The following is a 5,554-nucleotide window of genomic DNA, read 5'->3' on the forward strand; positions in this document are numbered from 1 at the left end:
GTGTGGGCTGGGTGGAAGCCGGGGTGGCGGTGCCCCCTCCCGCCACCCCGGCGGCTCGGAGCGGCCCCGGCTGTGCAGCGTGCCGGGCACGGCGCAGCGGGGGCTCGGTCGGTCGGTCGGCGGCGCGGCGCTCGGCACCGCGTGGGCGCCGGGGCAGGTCGTCGTCGAGGGTCGTCATCGTGGGGTGCCCGGCCCGGTCAGACGCGGACGACGCCGTCACGGGCGATCCGGTCCAGCTCGCACACGACGGCGTCGACGACCGCGCGGGTGATCGCGTCGGCGACGGTCTCGACCAGGACGAGGTGCTCGGGGCGGATCGTGACCTCGGTCACCAGGGCCGATGCCACCCGCACCGGGATCTCGTCGATCGCGGCGACGAGCGCGGCCGGCACCAGCGTGGAGTCACCCGGACGGACGGGTGCGGACATCGGCGAGGTCGGCACCGGGGTCACGACCGCGAGCGCCGGTGACGGGGTGGAGCGCACGGTGGAGTGCGGAGCGTCGGCCTGATCGCGACGCTGGGCGATGGAGTCGAAGAGCGGGGTGGAGGACATGCTGCGGACGGTCCGATCTGGATGTCGTGGCTGGTCGTTCTCGGGCGACCGGCGATGGCGGCGTGCCGAGCGGCACGTCCGCCATTCAACCATCGGTATTTCAGATGTGCAATAGTGACCGGACAGTTGCGGCGATCAGTCGGGGTCGACGGCGGCAGCGGTCGGGTCGTCCGGCTGCAGCGCACGACGGACCCGCTCCACGATCGTCGCGGGCGGGTTGTTGTAGGTGTTCGCCGGCTCCTGGCCGCTGAGTTCCTGGATCGCCGCCATCACCGCATCGGTCGCGTGGCGCCGAGCACGACCGGACGACGCCTCGCCGAAGGACGACAGGTCGATCGGCTGCCCGAACTCGATCGTCACGCGGGCGAGCTTCGGCAGCCGGGACCCGACCGGCTGGACGTCCTCGGTGCCGGTGAGCGCGACGGGCACCACGGGGGCGCCACTCGTCAGCGCCAGCCACGCCACACCCGTGCGGCCCTTGTAGATCCGGCCGTCGAGCGAGCGTGTGCCCTCCGGGTAGATCGCGAACGCCTCGCCCTCCTGCAGGCGTGCCAGCCCGAGGTCGAGGGCCTGCTGCGCCGCCGCACCCGCGCCGCGCTCGACCCCGATGGCACCGATGCCCCCGAAGAACGCGCGCGATACGGCTCCCTTGAGGCCCGAACCCGTGAAGTACTCCTGCTTCGCCAGGAACGACACCTTGCGCGGTGCCATGAGCGTGATCGCGGGCGAGTCGATGAACGAGCGGTGGTTGCTCGCGAGGATCACCGCACCACGCTTCGGGACGTTCCGACGACCGATGATCTTCGGGCGCCACAGCAACCGGGCGAGCGGGGTCACCACCGCGCGACTGAGCACGGTGGCGAACTTCGTCGAACCGGACACCGGACCTCCTCGTGGTGACGAGCTACCGAGTGTAATGAGGCGCGCGGAGGGCACATGCCCGGAACGGCATGCAGTGCTGGTCGGGGATCAGTCGGCCGCGGCGACGACGTCGAGGACCGCGCGCCCGTACCGCTCGAGCTTCGCCGCGCCGACGCCGGAGATCTCGCCGAGCTGGTCGACGTCGGCCGGTCGGACGGCGGAGATCCCCCGGAGCGTCGCGTCGTTGAACACCACGTACGCGGGGACGCCCTGCTCGCGGGCTTCGGCAGCACGCCAGGCACGCAGGGCCTCGAACAGGCCGACGGCTTCCTGCGGCATGTCGGTGACGACCGTCCGTCGACTGCTGCGTCCGGCTCGCGGAGCCTTGACCGGGTCGCGACGCATCCGCACCTGCACCTTGCCGGTCAGGACCTCGGCGCTCGTGGGACTGAGGACGACCGTGCCGAAGCCGTCGCCGGACACCGCCGCGTAGCCCTGGGCCAGCACCTGTCGTGCGACCGCGCGCCACTCGCCCTCGGACAGGTCGGCGCCGATGCCGAAGGTCGCCAGGGTGTCGTGTTGGAGCTCCTGCACGCGGGGAGACCGCTTGCCGATCAGGATGTCGACGAGGTGCGAGACGCCGTACCGCTGGCGGCGCTCACGCTCGAGCCGCACGACGGTGGACAGCAGCTTCTGCGCGGGGACCGTGCCGTCCCACGACTCCGGCGGCGCGATGCACGTGTCGCAGTTGCCGCACGCCGTGCTCTCCTGCCCGAAGTACGCGAGCAGCCGCACCCGGCGGCACTCGATCGTCTCGCACAGGCTGAGCATGGCGTCGAGGTGGGCGCTGAGCTGCCGACGGTGTGCGGCGTCGCCCTCGGACTGGTCGATCATCCGCCGCTGCTGCACGACGTCGTTCAGGCCGTACGCGAGCCACGCGGTGGCCGGCAGCCCGTCACGACCCGCACGGCCGGTCTCCTGGTAGTAGCCCTCGACCGACTTCGGCAGGTCGAGGTGCGCCACGAACCGGACGTCGGGCTTGTCGATGCCCATGCCGAACGCGATCGTCGCCACCATGACGACGCCGTCCTCGCGCAGGAACGTCGACTGGTTGCGGGCACGCACCCGGGCGTCGAGGCCCGCGTGGTACGGCAGAGCGTTGATCCCCTGCTCGGCCAGGGCGGACGCGGTGCGCTCCACGGAGTTGCGGGACAGGCAGTACACGATGCCGGCGTCGCCGCTGTGCTCCGTGCGGATGAAGGTGAGCAGCTGCTGCAGCGCGCCGGTCTTCGGCTCGATGCGGTACTGGATGTTCGGCCGGTCGAAGTCGGCGACGAAGTGCGCGGCGTCGTCGAGGCCGAGCCGTGCGGAGATCTCGCGGTGGGTCTGCGGGGTCGCGGTGGCGGTGAGGGCGATACGCGGCACCGTCGGCCACCGCTCGTGCAGGACGCTCAGCTCGAGGTAGTCGGGTCGGAAGTCGTGGCCCCACTGGGCGACGCAGTGTGCCTCGTCGATGGCGAACAGCGAGACGCGCGCCCGGTCGAGGAGCGCACGGGTGGACTCGAGCCGGAGCCGCTCGGGCGCGAGGTAGAGCATGTCGACCTCGCCCTGCACGACCGCCCGCTCGACCCGGGACCGTTCGTCGGGGCCCTGCGTGGAGTTGAGGAACGCGGCCCGCACGCCGTTCGCAGCCAGGGCGTCGACCTGGTCCTGCATGAGGGCGATGAGCGGCGACACCACGACCCCGACGCCGTCGCGGACGAGCGAGGGCACCTGGTAGCAGAGGGACTTGCCGCCACCGGTCGGCATGAGCACCAGGGCGTCACCACCGGCCACCACCTGGTCGATGATGGCCGCCTGCTCGCCGCGGAAGTCGTCGTAGCCCCACACGCGGTGCAGCACGTCGAGCGCAGCGGCACGGGGTGCGGACACGGCGGCGGGAGCAGGCACGGCAGCGGACGCGGGCGTGGTGCTCATGCCACGAGCCTACGGGCGACCGGCGACACCCACCGCACTGTCCACAGCACCGTCCGTGTCGGAGCCGGCACGGTGGTCGGAACCGGCCACGTCGCCCGCGCGGGCCGGCGTGGTCGCCCAGCCCGTGCCTCCCGGCCGGGTCCAGCGGACGCCGCCCGCCCAGGCCGGGGTCACACCGCGGAACCGGGGTGCCTCGTGCCCGGCGAACCGGCGGTCCAGCCCCCGCCACCACGCCAGGAACTCGACCATGCCCCAGAACGCGAGCGACGTGACGAGGGTGACGAGCGTCCCCTGCCAGGTGCCGTTCGCGTCCGACGAGGTCAGGTCGATCCCGGACCAGCCGGGCGCCTGCAGCACGAAGATCATGATGTTGTTGAACGCGTGCTGCAGGACCGTGGCCTCGAGCCCGCCGGTCCGGAGGACGATGATCGCCGCGATCAGGCCGAACGAGCCGACGTCGAGGATGCCCCAGACGTTGTAGCCGTTCGGGATGTGCAGCACCGCGAAGACGACCGTCGAGACCGCCACGGCGATGATCGTGCCGACGCGACGCGGGATCCACGACGCGACGGTCTGCATGAGGAAGCCGCGGAAGATGTACTCCTCGGCAGCGCCCTGGAACGGGACGAGCAGGACGACGAGGACGATCGTCAGGGTGAGGGTGCCGAGGGAGACCGTCGACTGGCCGATCGCGTCGTGGTTCCAGGCGAAGCCGCCGTCGGTCGTGATCATCCCGCCGTCCCAGAACAGACCGGTCTGCCAGACGAACATGAACGCCGCGATGACGAGCGTCGGCAGCAGGCACCAGGCAGTCCAGGCCCACCGGACCCGGAACCGCGTCGACGACAGGATGCCGGCCGGTCCGATCCTGGCGATCTTGACGGCGAGCAGGATGCCCGGCAGCAGGACCACGAGCGACACCAGCGACAGCGACAGGATCAGCGGGTCGGTGGGGTCGAGCGCGCCACCGGCCAGGTCGTTCTGCAGGTCGATCAGGGCTTGCGGCCCCTGCGTTGCGCCGATCGGCACGAAGTACGCGACCGCGATGACGATCTGCGACACGAGGTACCACCCCGCCAGGAACGCGAGGGCGACGAGCGGCCGCCACCACCTCCACCGTCCGTCGATCCGGGGCAGGCGCTGGTAGGGAACACTCACGCACCGCAGGGTACCGGGCCGGGCAGGATGGGAGCCGTGCTCACCGTCCTGTTCGGCCTGTCCGGCGCGATCGTCTACGGGTTCGCCGACTTCCTGGGCGGACTCGCCTCGCGCCGGGTCCGCCCGATCGTCGTCACGGCGGTGGCCGCCGCGATCGGGATCCTGCCGCTGCTCGTCGGACTGGTGGTCCTGGGTGGCGTGTTCTCGTGGCCGGCCGCGGTCTGGGGTGCAGTGGCCGGGCTCTCCGGCGGTGTCGGGGTGCTGCTGCTCTACGCCGCACTCGCGATCGGACCGATGAGCGTGCTCTCCCCCGTCACCGCCGTCTTCGCGGCCGTCGTGCCGGTGCTCGTCGCGGTGTTCCGCGGCACGGTGCTGTCGCCCGTGGCGACCGGCGCGCTCGTGGTCGCGGTCGTCGCGGTGGTCCTGGTCGCGGTGGTCCGGGACCCCTCGGGCGCGCGGCTCACCGCCCGGGGCGTGGTCGCCGCCGCCGTCGCCGGGTGCGGCTTCGGCGGGATCGTGCTGGCCTACGACATGACGCCGTCCGACTCCGGCATCGCGCCCCTCGTGGTCGCGCGGGTGCTGCAGGCGGTGCTGCTGGGTGCGGCGGCGATCGTCGTCGTGCTCCGGACGGGAGGCCCGGTGTCCGCCGCGACGTCGGCCCGCCCCGACGGGGCTGCCGCCGTCCGCGAGCCTCGGCCGGGTGGCGCATGGGGTCCGCGGCTGCTGGTCATCGTCGCCGTGTGCGGCGTCTTCGACGCGATGGCGAACGTGTTCATCCAGGCGGGGCTGCACAGCAGCGACGACCCGGCGACCCTGCCCGTCGTGAGTGTGCTCAACGCGCTCTACCCGATCGGGACGGTGGTGCTGGCCGGGGTCGTGCTGCGGGAGCGGTTGACCGCCCAGCAGTGGATCGGCATCGTGCTGGCGTTCGTCGCGTCGGTGGCGCTGGCGTTGGCGTAGCGCGTGGGTCGCGGCGGGCCGAGCGGGGCCGGGCGGGGCCGGGT

Annotated in this window: 5 protein-coding genes; 1 reads left to right on the forward strand and 4 read right to left on the reverse strand. The window is 72.3% G+C overall.

Features of this window, described 5'->3' with window-relative positions:
• Positions 1 to 197: 197 nt before the first annotated feature.
• The 4 genes from DEJ05_RS17685 to DEJ05_RS17700 all read right to left on the reverse strand — a co-directional run bounded on the left by DEJ05_RS17685 (position 198) and on the right by DEJ05_RS17700 (position 4,550).
• A complete protein-coding gene (locus DEJ05_RS17685; protein ID WP_111030844.1) occupies positions 198 to 554 on the reverse strand; it encodes a hypothetical protein in 357 nt (118 codons plus the stop codon).
• A 135-nt stretch (positions 555 to 689) separates the two neighbouring features.
• Positions 690 to 1,436, reverse strand: coding sequence for a 1-acyl-sn-glycerol-3-phosphate acyltransferase (locus DEJ05_RS17690; protein WP_111030846.1), 747 nt, complete (start codon positions 1,434 to 1,436; stop codon positions 690 to 692).
• A gap of 87 nt (positions 1,437 to 1,523) precedes the next feature.
• A complete protein-coding gene (recQ, locus tag DEJ05_RS17695) occupies positions 1,524 to 3,392 on the reverse strand; it encodes a DNA helicase RecQ (protein WP_111024949.1) in 1,869 nt (622 codons plus the stop codon).
• A 9-nt stretch (positions 3,393 to 3,401) separates the two neighbouring features.
• A complete protein-coding gene (locus DEJ05_RS17700) occupies positions 3,402 to 4,550 on the reverse strand; it encodes a CPBP family intramembrane glutamic endopeptidase (protein WP_111030848.1) in 1,149 nt (382 codons plus the stop codon).
• A gap of 36 nt (positions 4,551 to 4,586) precedes the next feature.
• On the opposite strand from DEJ05_RS17700, the gene DEJ05_RS17705 reads away from it, so the two are divergent.
• Entirely contained in the window at positions 4,587 to 5,510 is a 924-nt protein-coding gene (locus tag DEJ05_RS17705; RefSeq protein WP_111030850.1) for an EamA family transporter, read from the forward strand.
• The last annotated feature ends 44 nt before the right edge of the window (positions 5,511 to 5,554 follow it).

The sequence above is a fragment of the Curtobacterium sp. MCLR17_045 genome, assembly GCF_003234405.1.
In the GTDB taxonomy this organism is placed as follows: Bacteria; Actinomycetota; Actinomycetes; order Actinomycetales; family Microbacteriaceae; genus Curtobacterium; species Curtobacterium flaccumfaciens.

Excerpts from the sequence above, each read along its gene's own strand:
- DEJ05_RS17685 (WP_111030844.1), bottom strand. The coding sequence starts at position 554 with ATGTCCTCCACCCCGCTCTTCGACTCCATCGCCCAGCGTCGCGATCAG.
- recQ (WP_111024949.1), bottom strand. The coding sequence starts at position 3,392 with ATGAGCACCACGCCCGCGTCCGCTGCCGTGCCTGCTCCCGCCGCCGTG.